Source organism: Larkinella ripae (assembly GCF_054780775.1).
In genome coordinates this window covers 266,364-281,202 of the sequence record NZ_BAAGVR010000033.1, presented here as the reverse complement: position 1 = coordinate 281,202, position 14,839 = coordinate 266,364, and the positions used below count along the sequence as shown (strand labels likewise).

Here is a 14,839-nt window from a genome sequence, read left to right as displayed (position 1 = left end):
TAAATTAATGGACTAAACTGTTTTTACAATTTTGTCCAACCATTTAGGGGGCTAAGACAATAGTCAGAATAATTGTCCTCTTTGTTTTTATAGTGGTAATGATCCAAACTCCTATATCTTATTATTCTCCAATCAGTATGCCTTTCTAGCAAAGCCGCGTGTTTAGCGGGATCATAGTCGGGCACAATCCGGCCTCTGCCATCTACGAACCTCTCTTTGAATCGAATATCCAGAGACTGAATTTCAGTCATAAAATGATCAAAATTAGGGGTTAGGCTCATTGGTCGGCTTTGGGTTTGAAGTTCAGCAGTGCTTTTGCGTATTCGCGTTTTACATCGTCCTCGAAGCTGTCGAGGTAATCAGCCGTCGTCTTTAAGTCGCTGTGTCCCATGCTCTCCGATATAAATTCATTGGGTGCGCCGGATCGCTTTAAAACCGTGGCGAAGCTGTGACGGGCGGTGTAAGTCTGAACCTCCTTTTCGATTTTTAGCTCAGTGGCAACCTTACCCATCCATCGGTTGACAAACCTGGTAAAGTACTTAATCAGGGTGCGTTCCCGATCAGAGGTCAACCCGTGGCTTAGAATCGGAAAAACAAAATCATCTGGATTGCCTCGCGGATTGCTCCACTTATGAATGATATGCAAAGCGGGCTCGGATAGTACGCAGACGATCGACCGCAGATTGGCTTTACTGGTGCGGGCGGTCTTGGCACGAATGAAAGTAATGGTATCGCCTTCGATGTTCTTCCAACGAAGCAAGCAAATGTCTTTCACATTGACACCGTTACAGAGGTAGCTAAATAGCCAGAAGTCGCGGGCCTTCTCTTTCTCGCTGCCGGGAATAGCGCTGTAGCTATAGATGCGTTCAATTTCTACCAGCGTCAAGGCTTTCTTTACATTGCGGCCACCCGGGATCTGATATTTGCGTTTCCCAAACGGGTATTGCTCCTGTTTGATGGTTCCCTCACTAATGGCCTGGTTAACCATTGCCCGCAGCGCCCGTAAGTAAATGCCGACGGTAGTGATTGACCGACCCGCCTGGAGCATCTTCTTTTCATACCCCTTTAAAAAGTCAGGGGTAATTTCATCGAACCTCAGCCGCTTGTTATAGGCAGTAAGTGATGATAGCGCATTACCGTAGGATTCGGCGGTACCGTCCCGACCTTCCGATTTTAAGAGGGAAATATATTCGTTGAACGAATTTCCGACGTCATTCTTTAAGGCCCGCTTTTTAGCATCATCGGATTCGCTTACAAAGTACCTGGCTTCAAAGCCGGAGAAAGTAAATTCGGTTAGCTCCTTAAACACCTTCTCTGCCCTGACTTCAAACTCAGCGATACGATCCCTGATTTCACGAAGCTCCCGGCGCGTCTTGGTCTTATCCTCAACATCTGCCCAAAGTGTTTCGGTCATGTTCATGCCAACGCTGTAGTACTTTCGTTCGCGCTGGTAGGTAACCCGGAGCTTTAGCGGGTAAGTGCCGTCCTTCATCACTCGATGAGTAAACAGAACGACGCTAGAAGAGGGTACAGCTTTCTTCATGTACTACACAATTTACTACACAAATTTAGTAACTTATGGTAAATCGCAAAGTAGAGGAAAGTAAATAAGTGGGCGTAAATAGCTGAATTACTGATATAATTAGTAATTTTGGTGAACCATTAGTAGGCTATGGTAAATGCGCTCTCCCTGACTACGGATCAGGAGGTTTGGGGTTCGAATCCCTACGAGTGCACTTATAGCTAGGCTAGCGTAAACCGCCCCACAAAGGCGGTTTTTCGTTTTTCTTCCACCCTGGCGCGTACGCAGCCCTACGGCGTTTTGACTCCGGCACAATCTGCCGGGAAGGCAGATATTTTCAGAAATTTGAGATGATCCGGCTGGCCGCTACGGCTAGTGAACGCTGGCGCTGGCGGACAGTCGTCCGTCATGGTTTCACGTAGTGAAGCGCCACACTGCCGGATTTGAAAACGGTCGTATCCACCAGCTTTAAATCAAGCTGTTTCTGGAGGCTGCCGCCTTCGATCAGGGGTCTCCCTTGCCCCACCATCACCGGATGGACTACCAACTGAAATTCATCGATCAGGCCGGCTGCGATCAGTTCCGGAAGCAGGCTCACGCTGTCCACGGAAATTTTGTTGCCGGGTTGCTGCTTCAGTTTCCGGAGTTCGTCGGCCGGGTTGCTCCGGATAATGCGCGTATTCGGCTCCACAAGGTTTAACGACCGGGAAACAACCACTTTATCGATCGCCGTCAGTCGTTCGGCAAATCTGATTTCATCGGCGGTGCCGGATTGATTTTTAGCCACATCGGCCCAGTAGGGAAACATGAGCTGATACATGATACGGCCGTAAACAATGAGATCCACGTCGTTCATCATGCTGGTGAAATAATCATGAACCTCTTCGCTGGGATTAAACATCGTGTGGTCGCAATAGCCATCCAGGCTGATATTCATTCCGAATGTTACCGTTCTCATTGTAAGGGTTTTGATTTTTAGGATGAAAGCCAAAAATAAGCAATGCTGGCAAAACGAGTATTCAATCAAATAAAAACCGGTTCGTTCCCCGTAAAAAGGCAGAGCCTGTGGCAAAGAATAAACGGCGTTTTAAAGCGTGAAACACCAGTTTTAAGTAATAAAACCGCCTAAGTCCCAGAGGTCATAAACAGCCTTAATCGCTTAAGTTGCGCGCCACCCACTTCATGGGTACCGAATTGAATTGGCGGTTTTCGCCATCATCCCGTATCGAACTCCTCACATTGCAGGGCTCTCCGCTTATTATCCTGGAAGTCAATGATCCCGCTTTAGGAATATCGCATTTTTACAATATGGGCGATTCGCCATTCCCTACTTTCAGCTTATCAATTTCCATTTGCCTAAACGCATCCGATACGCCGTGAAAAAACGGCTATTGATTCAATTGCTGTTGCCTGCTTATTCCTTTGGGGCTAAAGTTACTACCGAAATAGCGAACCGTGCCTCTGTTTGTGAGTGGAGGTCCGTTCCGGATTCGAACCGGAGAATGAGCTTTTGCAGAGCCCCACCTTGACCACTTGGTTAACGGACCAATTTTTATTCCAGGCGCTTCAACGACTTCAGCATCCTGTAATCCCGCGCGCTGCCTGCCTAGCCACGGCCTGAACGAAAAAGCCCCTGCCGGTTGAATCGGACAGGGGCTTCCTATGGAAAAAAGTCTTTAAACCTCAATCAATAGTCATACCCCAACCAGGACAGCACTGGCTTTGCGGTTGACAGGATTGAAAGTGGTTGCGATTATTCATGCAGCAAATATAGAAGAATTAATTTTAAACCTGCATCGGGCGGCATCAAAAAATGACAGAACCCAGGACGCGGCAATGCCAAAAAACCGGGTGTGCGGGAATTGAAAAATGTCACCCGGGAAATTTCCCGTATTTCTCCGCCTTCCGGCATTAAGTCCCTGCAATTGCGTAAGTTAGAGAAAGCTGAAGGCAATGACAGCCGATCGGTTTCTGTTTTAGAACACATCATACCAACTTTAAATCGAAATGAAACGTTTTGTTATTCTCCCGACTGCGCTGGCTTTGTTCTCCCTGCTTTTTCCAGCCGCCGGCACCGATGTAGCGACTCACTCAGGGACTTCTATAGAACCAGCGAAAACCGACGCCCCAAATTCATCGGTAGGCGGAGCAGCTTTCCAATCCGATCAGGAAATTCTGGCCAAACTCAAAACGATTATGAAGGCGAAACTGGGGGCAGATCCAAAATCTATTCAGTTAAAATCCAGGCTGATCGAGGATTTGGGCGCTGATCCCCTGGGTGTCGTCGAAGTCTGTATGGAAATAGACAAGGCATTCAACACCAGCACTTCTGCTAAGGATTGTGAAGGCATCAGAACGGTTAAGGACGCGCTTGACGTCATTAAAAAGAACCTGAAAAATAAGCGATAATTTGACCCGCTGGCTTGCACCACCATCAAGTCTGAACGAAAAGCACTATCTTCGTCGTGACCAAGTAGGTAAAAGATCACAGGATCGGCAGAGAGTCAGCCATACGGCTGGCTTTTTGTTTTACCAAATCAACACCGTCGGCGCCTTAAAATCCGGAAGGAAATATACTGCCGGTGCTTCCCAGGCGTTTGCTGATTACACGATCAGCCACCGCATTCCCCTCTAAATCACCACGCTATGAAACCGGGTCATTACGTCACCATTGCCTTGATTGCGTTGCTTTGTTTTGTAGGTGTTGGCCCCTTCTACACGGTTCATCAGCTGCGCAGTGGGGTAAAGAACGGCGATTCGGAGAAGATTGCGGAAAACGTTGATTTTATTCGGCTGCGTGAGGGCATCAAGGACCAACTCAATGCCAAGACGTTGGGGGCGGTTCAGGGCCAGCGAGCGGACGGCTGGGCCATGCTGGGTTCGGTGTTTGCCGGGCTGATGATCGATAAGATGATTACCCCATCGGGACTGGCGATGATGCTGAAAGGTGAAAGAACGCCCCTGGGCCGGGTCGTTTCGTCGAAACCGGCCACCCCAGATCCGCTCTCCAATCTGCATTACTCGTTTGATTCCTTCAGTAAATTTTCAGCGTATGTGCCGGATAAACGAGGAAATGAGATGCGGATTGTTTTAACCCGCGACTGGTTCACCTGGAAAGTTACGAACGTGCTTTTCCCGATGGATTGAACGGGTTTATACCTACCTTCGCCCGTTCTTCAGGGTCTGGCTTTCCAACCCCTTTCCTCCGGAAACAAAAATTGGGTAGCCCGAAAAGGCGGTTTTTTCGTTTCCTATCTCCTTCCACCCCGCCGGGTACGCAGCGCAACGGTTCTCTAAAAACCGCCCGGTCAGTCGAAAAAAACCGGATTGCTGCCGGTTCCCGGCTTCATCAGCCGCATCGTTTCTGCCCGATACCGAAAACCGCCCGGATAAACCGGACAGGAACAACGTTCGCTTCTGAACCGTCATTAAAAAAAATACCTATCTTACCGCTTATTGCTTTCATAAAATTAAAAGTAGAAATAGTCTACTTTCGTACATTAGCCTGCCCGATGAACCGAAAGGGGTTGTGAACTCCGGCCCTCCCCGCCCGTCGGCAATTGACGACAGAACCCGTGCAATGTAGTGCACTTAACTCTATGAGTAAACGAAAACCGCTGCCTACTTCTCCTGCGCAACCCGTTCCCGTGGTGGCCATTGGCGCATCTGCCGGTGGCCTTGAAGCCGTGTCGGTTTTGCTGGCCGATCTGTCACCGACAACGGGATTTGCCTACGTCTATGTGCAGCACCTGGACCCCAGTCACGGAAGTAAGCTGACCGAAATTCTGGGGCGTGTCACCACCATGCCCGTGCTCGAAGCCGAACACCTGCAGCCCATTGTTCCGAATCACGTTTATACCATCCCCGCCGAACACGACCTGGAAATTATCGACGGCGTGCTCACGCTCCTGCCCCGCCAGAAGGAAATCAGCTCCCGACACGAAGGGCAGCACCTGCCCGTCGACCGGTTTTTTATTTCACTCGCCGATCGCCAGAAAGCCGGAGCCATCGCCATTGTGCTGTCGGGTCTGGACGATGACGGCACCCAGGGTCTGAAAGCGATTAAAGCCGCCGGGGGCATCACCATTGCCCAGGATCAGAGCGCGCTGTATCAGGGAATGCCCCGCTCGTCCATTGCCGAAGGCGTAGTCGATCTGGTGCTGTCGCCCGTCCAGATCGCCCGCGAACTGGAACGACTCAGCCAGAATTCTGACATTTTCCGCCAGACTGCCCTGGCGGAAGAAGACGAAAACCGGACACCCGATGAAGAACTTAAACCCATTCTGGCTTTTCTGCGGAAAACCGTCGGCGTCGATTTCAGTCACTATAAAGTAACCACCATCCGGCGCCGGATTGTCCGGCGGATGCTGCTCTTCAAACTGGAAAATCTCAAGGACTACGCCCAGTACATCCGCCAGAATCCGGCGGAAGCCAACCTGCTGTATAACGACCTGCTGATCAACGTAACCTCTTTCTTCCGGGATACGGAGGTGATGGAGTATATCAAAAAAGTGCTCCTGCCCCGCATTATTAACGAAAAAACGGAAATCGAGCCGCTGCGCATCTGGGTGCCGGCCTGTTCGACGGGCCAGGAAGCGTATTCGCTGGCCATTCTGCTGATGGAAGTGCTCAACGACCGGGCGTCGTCGATGGTGATCCAGATTTTTGCGACCGACCTGAGCGAGAGCGCCATTACCAAGGCCCGTCTGGGCACCTACTCGCGGTCGGAGGTGCTGGATGTGTCGCCCCGGCGGCTCAGCCGGTATTTTACCAAACAGGACGACCATTACCGCATCAACAAATCCATCCGCGATTTGTGCGTGTTTGCGCCCCACAACATTTTCCGGGACCCTCCCTTTTCGCGGGTCGATCTGGTGAGCTGCCGGAACCTGCTGATTTACCTGAACGCCACCCTGCAACGCCGGGCGCTGACGATGTTCCATTACGGCCTGAATCCCAAGGGGTTTCTGCTGCTGGGCAAGTCCGAAACCGTCGGAAATTCCACCTCGCTGTTCACATCGATCGAAAAAACCTACAAAATTTTTGCCCGCAAAAACGATTCGGCCCAGCGGGCGAGTTTCGAGCTGACGCCCCGCACCATCGAGCCCAAAATTCTGCCCGCGGTCACGCAGCCCGTGCCGGTTTCGCGATCGGCCACTCCTCCTATCAATGACCTGGAACTGCGGGTTGACGCCAAGCTGCTCAGTCAGTACGTGCCGGCCAGCGTGGTTGTTAATCAGGAACTGGATATTCTCAGTTTCCGGGGCGCCACCTCCTTATACCTGGAACACGCCCAGGGACGCGCCAGCCTGAACCTGCTAAAAATGGCCCGCCCTTCGCTTTCGTTCGAGTTGCGCAATGCCGTTCATAAAGTATTCAAGTCGGGAAAACCGTACCGCAAAAGCGGCCTGGAAATGAAAATGGGCGGTGCTACGCACTACGTCACCATCGAAGCGGCCCCGCTCGAAAGCGATAACGAAGACCGGCTTTTCCTGATTATTTTTCAGGAGATGGAACCCCCGTCTTTGCTCGAAAACGGCCCCATGAAAGCCCGAAACCGCCGGATCAAAGAACTGGAGGAAGAGCTCGAAACCGTCCGGCGCGACATGCACTCGATGATTGAGGAACAGGAAGCCGGCAACGAAGAACTGCAATCGGCCAACGAGGAGATCGTCAGCAGCAACGAGGAGTTGCAGAGCATCAACGAAGAACTGGAGACCAGTAAGGAAGAGATCGAATCGACCAACGAAGAGCTTCTGACCATCAACCAGGAACTCCAGGTGCGCAACGAGCAGCTTTCGGAAGCCTACGAATTTGCCGAAGCCATTTTTGCCACCCTGCGCGAAGCCACGCTGGTGCTCGATGCCGATCTGCGCGTGCGAAGCGCCAACCTGACCTTCTACGAGATGTTCGACATACGCCGGGAAGAAGCCGAGGGCCGGTTGCTGTACGAAATGGGGGGCCGCCAGTGGGACAGTCCCCGGTTTCGCGAGCGGCTGGCGGGGGTGATCACGCAGGATACGCAGCTTCAGGGGTTTGAATTTACGTATGTGCTCCCGAGTGGGCAGGAAAAATTCCTGCTGATCAACGCCCGGCGGGTGGTGCTCCAGCAACGAAAAGAAGCCATTTTGCTCGCCATTGAAGAAATTACCCAGCACCGCCGGGCCCAGCGCCTGTCGGAAGAGCGGGAAGCCTGGTTTCACGCCATCGCCGACAACTCGCCGGCCCTGACCTGGGTAGCCGGCGTTGACGGGCGCTACACGTACCTGAACCGGGCCTGGCTCCAGTATACCGGTCGAAGCATGGACAAAGAAATCGGCCACGGCTGGGCCCAGGGCATTCACCCCGAAGACCGGGTTCGGTATCTAGCCACCTACCACGCCAATTTTGCGGACCGAATTCCGTTCAGCACCGAATACCGCCTGCTGCGGCACGACGGCCAGTACCGCTGGATGCTGGAGAATGCCCAGCCCACGGTGTCGCCCGAAGGTTCTTTTAGTGGCTACATCGGCACCTGCGCCGACGTGCAGCTTCAGAAAGAACTCAGCCAGGAACTCGACCGGCGGGTGCAGCAGCGAACCCAGGAACTGGCCACCGCCAACAACCTGCTCAACCGCACCGAAATAACCGCCCGCATTGGCAGTTATGAGCGCGAATTTACCAGTCCGAAGCTGACCGGCTCCGACGAACTGTACCGCCTGTTTGGGTATGAACCCTATTCGGTGGACCTGTCGGTCGATTTTATTGATCAGCTTACGCACCCGGACGACCTGCCCCTCATCAACGAGCAACTGGGTCAGGCCGTGCAGGATGGACAACCGCTGGAATACATTCGGCGGATCATCCGTCCGGATGGGGAGCTGCGCTATCTTTACAACCGGCACGAGATCATCCACGATCAGGCGGGTCTCCCCTATAAAATAGTGGGCTTCCATCAGGACATTACGGATCGGGTGCTGGCGCAGGAAAAGCTGCGGCTGACCACCGAAAACCTGCAGGCGGTTCTCGACAGTTCGCCCACCCGGATCGCTTTTTTCAAGGCGGTTTTTTCCGACGAACACCCCGACCAGATCGTGGATTTCTGCCTGGCCGTCTGCAACCAGAAATTTGCCGATCTGCAGCAGAAAACCGCCTACGAATTAATTGACCAGTCGGTTACCGAAATGACGGACCTGCTCTGGCAGGAAAAAACCTTCGAGCAGCTTTCGCACATCCAGCAAACCGGCGAGCCCTTTTACCAGGACCAGCACACGCCCGACCAGCCCGTCGAATGGACGGCGGTGTCGGCCACCCGCTTCGACGGCGGTGTGATGGTGACGGGACTCGATATTACGGCCCTCAAATACGCCGAAAGCCAGCAGGACCACTGGCTGGAAGAGTTGCGAACCTCCAACGAATCGCTGCAGATTCTGGAAGAACTGCGGCAACAAATGCGCCAGCGGGGCCAGTTTCTGCGCGAAACCTCCCACGACCTGCGCGGAAACATCGGGGTAATTTCGGGCGCAGCCTCGCTGCTGGCGATGGTTTCGTCGGACGAAGAGCGGGTTCAGATGGTCGATATGTTGCAGCGAAACATTGGACAGGCCACCCTGATGCTGACGCAGATGCTGGATTTTGCCCGGCTGGAAGCCGGGCAGGAACACCTTCAGCTCGATACCTTCGACGTGGCGGTTTTGCTCCGGAACCTCAGCGAAAAGATGCTGCCCATCGCGATTGAAAAAGAGCTGGAGGTCCAGACCGAAGGGCCCGACTCGCTGCTGATCGAAGGCGATGCCCTGAAAATTGAGCGCATTTTTCAGAATCTGGTGCTGAACGCCATCAAGTATACCCCACAAGGCCACATCCGGATTCAATGGCAGGGTTCGGAGGAACAGTGGGTTCTGCTCGTGCAGGATACCGGTCCGGGAATCAGCACGGCCATCGCCCGGCAATTCCGGACGGCCTCGGAGAACGCGCCGGACCGACCGTTCGAATTTCCTCTAACCACCCACGACGGCGAGGGCATCGGTCTGTCGATTGTTCGGCAACTCTGCATTCTGTTGAAGGCGCAACTGGACATTGAAAGTGTGCCGGATACGGGTACTACCTTTCGGATCACCTGGCCCCGCCGGTACGCTCCAAAAACCGGATGATACATCAGAAAAAATGCGGCTGGCGGAATCCTTTGAACAACGAACCCGCTGAACGGTTAATTTATCAAGCAGTTTTATCAACCTTCTTCTCTTAAATGTATGCCAAAGCGGGATATTGTAGTCATCGGCGCTTCAGCGGGTGGCATTTATGCCCTGAAAGAACTGGTCGCCGGTTTTCCTGCCGATTTCCCAGCTTCCATTTTCATTGTTCAGCACGTTTCGCCCCACTCGCCGAGCCTGCTGCCCTCCATTCTGACGCACGCCGGTCCGATGCTGGCCCGGCATCCGGAAGATGGCGAGATGGTGCAGCCCGGCCAGATTTACGTGGCCCCGCCCGACCACCACCTGCTGATCGAGTACGATCAGATCATCGTGAAAAGAGGGCCGAAAGAAAACCGGTTTCGTCCGTCCATTGACGCGCTGTTTCGTTCAGCCGCCTATCGCTACGGTTCGCGGGTAATCGGGATCGTTCTGACCGGCCTGCTCGACGATGGTACGTCGGGCCTTTGGTCGATCAACCGCATGAACGGCCTGTGCATCATTCAAACGCCCGAAGAAGCCATGTTTTCGAGTATGCCCCGCAGTGTGCTGGAATACGTCGCGGTCGATTACAGTCTTTCGGTCGCCGAAATGCCCGCCCTGCTCCAGGAACTGGTTCAGCAAACCGCTCCCGAACTGGCCACCCTCGAAGAAACCGAAACAGAACGGCTGGAGCTGGAAATCAACATTGCGGCTCAGGACAATGCCTTCAATCTGGGTGTGCTGGAAATGGGCGAGCTGACCCACCTGACCTGTCCGGAGTGCAACGGGAGTCTGGTCAGCATCAAGGAAGGGAAAATAATCCGGTTTCGCTGCCATACGGGACACGCCTTTACGGCCCATTCGCTCCTGTCGGAAGTAACCAAAAACGTTGAGGATAACTTGTGGAAATCCGTCAAGAGCCTGGAAGAAACCGTGATTCTGCTGGATCAGTCGGCGAAAGTGATGGCCGAGGGCGACAACCACACCGCAGCGGAACAGTATTTTGCCAAAGCCGAAGAAACCCGGGAGCGGTCCAATGTGCTGCGGAATTTTATTTTTCAGCAACAGCCCCTCACCTGACGCAAAAACCGCCTTTATAGTTTCCAGTGGGTGGCCAGTCGAATGCGAAACAGCGTTCCCTCCCCGGTTTTGGTTTCGATTTCCAGCGTGGCCCGCAGCAGCTCGCACAAGCCTTTGACGATGGACAAACCAATGCCTTCGCTCTGGCGGAAGGGCGATTGGGAAGCCCGGACCACGTCCGCTTCCCGGGCGTTTTCTTCGGACGTTTCCACCCCGAAAGCCGCCGAAGATTCGGCCGTAGGCGCTAACGTCTGGGAATACGAACTGGCGGACTGGTTGGGCAAACCGGGTCCGGAATCCTGCACGCTGACAATCCAGCGGTAGTCGTTCTCGCGCGCCCACGACACGGATACCCAGCCCGCTGCGGTTTGCTTCAACGCGTTCAGCACCAGGTTTTGCAGGATTCGCTGCAACTGCAGCGGGTCACTCTCCACCAGCAGATCCGAGGGGCCGTCGGCGCGCAACAGCAAGCCGGCTTCTTTCGCCAGCGGCTGGTAACTTTCCACGAGGTCGCGCAACAGCTTACCGGCGTCAAACGTCTGAATGCTCAGCGTTTCCTGCCCCGCTTCCAGCCGGGCCAGGTCCATGAGTTGCACCACCATCTGCCGCACGGTGGTCAGGTTGCGGTTGAGCATCTCCACCATCTGTTTGCGCTCGGTTTCGTCGGCATCCACCAGGTTCAAAAAAGAAGCCGCTCCGTGAATAATGCCAAAACTTCCGCGCAGATCGTGCGAGGCTGTTCGCAGCATATCACCCCGCTGGCGGGTCAGCTCGTTCAGTTCATCGAGGGCGTTCTGCAAGGTTTGAACGCGGGTGCTGGCCGTCGTGCGCTGTAAATCCGCAAATTGCTCGACGCTTCCGTTGACGCTCAAATTCGTAAACTGGGCCAGGTATTCGTAGGCTTCAATCATCAGCGCAGGGTCCGCCGGAGGATAAAGCTGCCAGAACTGCCGGAATTCATCCAGCAAAATACGGTTCATGTGATGCACTTCGGCCAGGAGTTCCGACAACACGTACCCCTTCTGCCAGCGATGCAGTCCGTGTTCCGACGCCAGCAGCTTGATGTCCATCGTCAGGGGCTGGTGCCGCAGCTGGTGATCGAATTCGTTGAGCATGACCGGCACCTTGTTGTTAAACTCCTCCCGATTCAGGTTGGCAACCGCATTACAGGCCGGATCACCTTCGCAGGTGGTGCGCCAGATATTCAGGAGGGCATCGCGCCGGGCGGCCAGATACAGGGCCAGGGACGAGAGCGGAGAAGCATTAGCCGTATTCATAGAATTCACGAAAGTGAAGTACTTACTGACATGCATAACTGCGTATAGCCGCAATGGTTCTAATCAGTAAGCCAGGAAAAACCGGCTTTTTACTAACTTTTTACGGGGAGACCCACCGGATTCGAACAAAAGAGGAGTCTACCTCTTCTACCCGCAGGTCGACTACTTGAATCAACACGTATGTTTCTCATTTTAAACGGCATTTTCAAAGGGATCAACTGGATCAACTTCACCTGCCCGGTTTCCGACGAGCTGGACGCTTACGAGCTGGTGTCCAGCTACATTGCGGATGGGCTGGAAGTAAAACAGGTCGCCCTCATCGATCAGAACTGCCGCACGGAGCTGCCGGTTGACGTGTTCGATGGACAACCCATCAGTGGCGATGTTCAGCAATTGCAGAACCAGTGGGAACACATTCTGGCCTACCAGTCGATTCCGACGAAAACCCTGGACCGGCAGCGGTTTATCAACTGGAACCGCCGTCTGCTGATCTATTACGACCGGCAGATCAACCTGTCCATCAAAGCCATTTTGCGGCTGCATAAAAAAATGACGGCTTTGTTCCTGAAAAAAGCAATTGCCAAAAAACAGCAATTGCTTTTTTACAAGGACGCGCTGAAATCGTACAAAAAGCAGGTGAGTTCCCTCGAAACCGCCCGGCAAAAAGTGGTGGAACGGCTGAAGGTGATGGAAAATTGAGGGCCAAATCCGGCCGGTTTTGGCAAGGCGGCCATCAAAGACCGGTATAGGTCAGGACCAGGGTGGTGGTGTAACTACCGGCGGGTTTCAGAAAAGGCGTTCCGCCCACGGCCCGGTAGCGAATTACCATGGCCTGATTCAGACCGATCACCGCCAGCCCACCGGCCAGCGTTTGATTGGTGGTGGTTAAAAAAACCTCCGGGCGGGGCGTCAGATTCACCGACTGAACACCAATGGCCGACGCCGGAATTGAATTGGTCAGGTACCGCAGATCGTCCGTCGCCCGAATCTGGAGCGTCCAGACCAGGCCGATGGCCACCGCCATTCGAATGGTGGCATGCTCCACCGAAACGCCATTGGCGTAATGACTGGCGGTAGTCAGGCTCAGCGCCGGATTGGCCAGAACGGTGATGCCCAGAAATTCCGGTGCCGAGCGGTTTTTACTCTGCGGACCCGTTTCGGCCCAGGCGGAAAAACCGCCCAGCCACAGAACAATGAGCACAAAAACAGAACGGAGCGGTTTCATTTCAGGACGGTTTCCAGTTCGGCTACTTTCAGCGATTGCCCCGGACCGCTGTCCAGAACCGCCACAATCAGGTATTTTCCCGCCGACAGCGTGGGTGGTACGTCGGCCATCACCCGAAACCGGTCCTTCGGCATGGTGTTCACCGCAATCGGTTCGGCTTTTACCTCCTCCATGGTTTCCAGGTTCAGGTATTCCAGCCGCAACAGGCTTTCGAGCAGGGCATTTCCCTTGTTCTGAACCTGAACGGCAACCTGATACTGCTGCGCCGGTTTGAGCACATTCATCGCCGTAATGTCGATGTCCGGATGCGCGCTGCCGTCGGGCAGCAAATAAGTGTGGACGCCAATCTGGATTTTGATAATCAGTTGCGAGACGTTCCCTTTGGCCCGGGCCAGTTCCTGTTCGTTGTTCTGCGTCAGAAACAGCATGGCGTTTCGGATCGTGCCGTTGCCCGGCTGCGACTCGGCCGCAATGGTTACCAGCACATCTTTTTCTTCGCCGGGAGCCAGTTCAATTACGCTTGGCGTCACCTGGATGCGGGAGCAACACGAACCCGGCAGCGAACCCGGCGTTGAATACACTTTCGTACCGGTGGAATCCCGGCGCCAGTCGGCGCAGGACGCCTGAAGAACCAGGCGGTTTTCGGTGGGGTTGCTCAGGTGAATCTTGCCCGTTTGCACCGCCGTGGCTTTCTGCTGAAAAAACAGGCGGGCGGGCGAAACCTGAAACCCGGTCTGTGCCTGACCGAATTGGGTACTTAACCCGATCAGGCACAGAATCAAGCCCCATACGCGGACCGTTGAGTCCGGCAGGTGGAAATTCTTAAAATTGACCATTCCTTATTGGCCCGCGATGGAGTAAACCAGCGTCGTCGAGTAACTGCCCTGAGTCTGCAAAAAAGCCGTGTTGTTGGCCGCCGTGGAATATTTCAGATCCACATTCCGCAGAATGGCCGCCGGTGCGCCAGCCGCAATCGTCTGATCGCCCGTGGACAGGCCCTTGGCGGGCGTTGTTCCCATGCCGGACGCATTCTGAACCTGCACGATGACATTACTGACCGGGATGCTGGTGGCTCCGTTGATCAGTTCGGTGTTTGCCTTTACCTTCAGATCATACGCCTTGTTGCTGGTGACGGTCAACTGCCCGGTTTTGGTGTCGCTCACGCCGTCCTGATAATCTTCCGCCGAATCGAATGTCAGGGTGACGTTGTTGTTGTTTACGGTCAGCGCCAGCACATCCACCAGCGTCACCGTCAGGGTCACATTTCCGCTGGCCTGAGCCGAAGCCGACGACATACCAAACGCACTCATTCCAATTACCAGCACGGCAATCGACAGGAAACTTTTTACTGAGTTTTTCATACAAGTTACAAGTTAAACTTTGAGAGAATTAAGTAAAAACAACATTCGACGTATATACAATTACCGGACCATTTTTGTCTGATAATTAAAAAATACTCAATCCCGGTTAAAATAGTTGTAATAAGTATTTGTACGGAATTATTCTGGAACAAGCCGACTGCTTCTGGCACTCCTTTTGTAGTAAAGAAGGGCAACCTACCGTAACTAATTGGTTAGTATAC

Annotated in this window: 11 protein-coding genes and 1 tRNA gene; 5 read left to right on the top strand and 7 right to left on the bottom strand. The window is 53.6% G+C overall.

What is annotated here, in order from left to right; genetic code table 11:
• Window positions 1-277: 277 nt before the first annotated feature.
• The 3 genes from ACYVHX_RS29545 to ACYVHX_RS29535 all read right to left on the bottom strand — a co-directional run bounded on the left by ACYVHX_RS29545 (window position 278) and on the right by ACYVHX_RS29535 (window position 3,069).
• Window positions 278-1,543: a phage integrase SAM-like domain-containing protein gene (locus ACYVHX_RS29545; RefSeq protein WP_460675326.1), complete on the bottom strand. Its 1,266-nt coding sequence runs from the start codon at window positions 1,541-1,543 to the stop codon at window positions 278-280.
• Between the two features lie 385 nt (window positions 1,544-1,928).
• Entirely contained in the window at window positions 1,929-2,480 is a 552-nt protein-coding gene (locus ACYVHX_RS29540) for a dihydrofolate reductase family protein (protein WP_460675325.1), read from the bottom strand.
• A gap of 514 nt (window positions 2,481-2,994) precedes the next feature.
• Window positions 2,995-3,069 (bottom strand) — tRNA-Cys (locus ACYVHX_RS29535).
• 460 nt (window positions 3,070-3,529) lie between these two features.
• On the opposite strand from ACYVHX_RS29535, the gene ACYVHX_RS29530 reads away from it, so the two are divergent.
• The 4 genes from ACYVHX_RS29530 to ACYVHX_RS29515 all read left to right on the top strand — a co-directional run bounded on the left by ACYVHX_RS29530 (window position 3,530) and on the right by ACYVHX_RS29515 (window position 10,755).
• On the top strand, window positions 3,530-3,931 hold the full coding sequence (locus ACYVHX_RS29530) for an acyl carrier protein (RefSeq protein ID WP_460675324.1): 402 nt from the start codon (window positions 3,530-3,532) through the stop codon (window positions 3,929-3,931).
• Window positions 3,932-4,168: 237 nt separating this feature from the next.
• A complete protein-coding gene (locus tag ACYVHX_RS29525; RefSeq protein WP_460675323.1) occupies window positions 4,169-4,669 on the top strand; it encodes a DUF2939 domain-containing protein in 501 nt (166 codons plus the stop codon).
• A 452-nt stretch (window positions 4,670-5,121) separates the two neighbouring features.
• Window positions 5,122-9,654, top strand: a complete 4,533-nt coding sequence (locus ACYVHX_RS29520; protein ID WP_460675322.1) for a CheR family methyltransferase — start codon at window positions 5,122-5,124, stop codon at window positions 9,652-9,654.
• A gap of 99 nt (window positions 9,655-9,753) precedes the next feature.
• On the top strand, window positions 9,754-10,755 hold the full coding sequence (locus ACYVHX_RS29515; RefSeq protein ID WP_460675321.1) for a chemotaxis protein CheB: 1,002 nt from the start codon (window positions 9,754-9,756) through the stop codon (window positions 10,753-10,755).
• Window positions 10,756-10,769: 14 nt separating this feature from the next.
• On the opposite strand, the gene ACYVHX_RS29510 is transcribed toward ACYVHX_RS29515, so the two are convergent.
• Window positions 10,770-12,032 (bottom strand): sensor histidine kinase, encoded by a 1,263-nt coding sequence (locus ACYVHX_RS29510; protein WP_460675320.1) that lies wholly within the window; start codon window positions 12,030-12,032, stop codon window positions 10,770-10,772.
• A 180-nt stretch (window positions 12,033-12,212) separates the two neighbouring features.
• On the opposite strand from ACYVHX_RS29510, the gene ACYVHX_RS29505 reads away from it, so the two are divergent.
• Complete coding sequence (locus ACYVHX_RS29505; protein WP_460675319.1) at window positions 12,213-12,731, top strand: hypothetical protein; 519 nt, start codon at window positions 12,213-12,215, stop codon at window positions 12,729-12,731.
• A gap of 34 nt (window positions 12,732-12,765) precedes the next feature.
• On the opposite strand, the gene ACYVHX_RS29500 is transcribed toward ACYVHX_RS29505, so the two are convergent.
• The 3 genes from ACYVHX_RS29500 to ACYVHX_RS29490 are packed head-to-tail and all read right to left on the bottom strand — an operon-like array spanning window position 12,766 to window position 14,618.
• Window positions 12,766-13,257 carry a hypothetical protein gene (locus ACYVHX_RS29500; protein WP_460675318.1) on the bottom strand — a complete coding sequence of 164 codons (492 nt, stop codon included), beginning with the start codon at window positions 13,255-13,257 and terminating at the stop codon, window positions 12,766-12,768.
• Window positions 13,254-14,093, bottom strand: a complete 840-nt coding sequence (locus ACYVHX_RS29495) for a fimbrial biogenesis chaperone (RefSeq protein ID WP_460675317.1) — start codon at window positions 14,091-14,093, stop codon at window positions 13,254-13,256. Before ACYVHX_RS29495 ends, ACYVHX_RS29500 begins: the two co-directional genes overlap by 4 nt.
• Before the next feature lie 3 nt (window positions 14,094-14,096).
• Window positions 14,097-14,618 carry a hypothetical protein gene (locus tag ACYVHX_RS29490; RefSeq protein WP_460675316.1) on the bottom strand — a complete coding sequence of 174 codons (522 nt, stop codon included), beginning with the start codon at window positions 14,616-14,618 and terminating at the stop codon, window positions 14,097-14,099.
• Between the last annotated feature and the right edge of the window lie 221 nt (window positions 14,619-14,839).

Excerpts from the sequence above, each read along its gene's own strand:
- ACYVHX_RS29545 (WP_460675326.1), bottom strand. The coding sequence starts at position 1,543 with ATGAAGAAAGCTGTACCCTCTTCTAGCGTCGTTCTGTTTACTCATCGA.
- ACYVHX_RS29500 (WP_460675318.1), bottom strand. The coding sequence starts at position 13,257 with ATGAAACCGCTCCGTTCTGTTTTTGTGCTCATTGTTCTGTGGCTGGGC.
- ACYVHX_RS29490 (WP_460675316.1), bottom strand. The coding sequence starts at position 14,618 with ATGAAAAACTCAGTAAAAAGTTTCCTGTCGATTGCCGTGCTGGTAATT.
- ACYVHX_RS29495 (WP_460675317.1), bottom strand. The coding sequence starts at position 14,093 with ATGGTCAATTTTAAGAATTTCCACCTGCCGGACTCAACGGTCCGCGTA.
- ACYVHX_RS29505 (WP_460675319.1), top strand. The coding sequence starts at position 12,213 with ATGTTTCTCATTTTAAACGGCATTTTCAAAGGGATCAACTGGATCAAC.
- ACYVHX_RS29540 (WP_460675325.1), bottom strand. The coding sequence starts at position 2,480 with ATGAGAACGGTAACATTCGGAATGAATATCAGCCTGGATGGCTATTGC.
- ACYVHX_RS29520 (WP_460675322.1), top strand. The coding sequence starts at position 5,122 with ATGAGTAAACGAAAACCGCTGCCTACTTCTCCTGCGCAACCCGTTCCC.
- ACYVHX_RS29515 (WP_460675321.1), top strand. The coding sequence starts at position 9,754 with ATGCCAAAGCGGGATATTGTAGTCATCGGCGCTTCAGCGGGTGGCATT.
- ACYVHX_RS29530 (WP_460675324.1), top strand. The coding sequence starts at position 3,530 with ATGAAACGTTTTGTTATTCTCCCGACTGCGCTGGCTTTGTTCTCCCTG.
- ACYVHX_RS29525 (WP_460675323.1), top strand. The coding sequence starts at position 4,169 with ATGAAACCGGGTCATTACGTCACCATTGCCTTGATTGCGTTGCTTTGT.
- ACYVHX_RS29510 (WP_460675320.1), bottom strand. The coding sequence starts at position 12,032 with ATGAATACGGCTAATGCTTCTCCGCTCTCGTCCCTGGCCCTGTATCTG.